Here is a 607-nt window from a genome sequence, read left to right as displayed (position 1 = left end):
AACTGGACAGCAAATCAAACGCTACCAGGTGGTAACTTTAGCTGCACCCGTGAACAGTTAGCGAAACAAATTCACGCGAAATACTCATGGGCACCGCAAGCGCTGATTCTGCGCTATGTGACTCAGTTTGGTACGCAAACGTGGGATTTGATGGAAGGCGCATCCAGTGAAGCCGATCTTGGCCAAGCGTTCTCAGAGCAAGCAGGCGGCGTGTACCAACGCGAGATCGATTACTTGATGAATCATGAAATGGCGCTAACCGACGAAGACATTTTATGGCGTCGTACTAAACTTGGCCTTTACATGAACGACGAAGAAAAACAGGCACTTGCCGACTACCTGAAAGAAAAGTTGCAACAAAAAGTGGTCAACCTTTCTCAGGTTAGCTAGAAAGCTCCTCCCCCCCCTCACCTATGACAAAGCCTGCCTCGTTGCAGGCTTTTTGTTTCCCCTTGTTGCTGTGCGGTTCTTATTGCTTCACTTGCTTACCAATAAGAACAATTATTCATAGACATTTGGCGTAAAATGCAATCATACTCATTTGAATAATTATCCCCCATGACTTCAATGTGAAGGAGTGAGAAAGTTGCGGCGTGTAGTGCGCTCA

The 607-nt window shown here is 46.6% G+C and carries 1 protein-coding gene; it reads left to right on the top strand.

All coding sequences use genetic code 11. The annotated features are described in order from the left end of the window. A partial coding sequence (locus R7Z47_RS25675; RefSeq protein ID WP_318130870.1) for a glycerol-3-phosphate dehydrogenase C-terminal domain-containing protein occupies nt 1-390 on the top strand: 390 nt, incomplete at its 5' end. Between the last annotated feature and the right edge of the window lie 217 nt (nt 391-607).

The organism is Vibrio sp. 1641, assembly GCF_033339995.1.
Classification (GTDB): domain Bacteria; phylum Pseudomonadota; class Gammaproteobacteria; order Enterobacterales; family Vibrionaceae; genus Vibrio; species Vibrio alginolyticus.
Note: the sequence above shows the minus strand (reverse complement) of the source record. Positions and strands in the feature narration are given on the sequence as shown.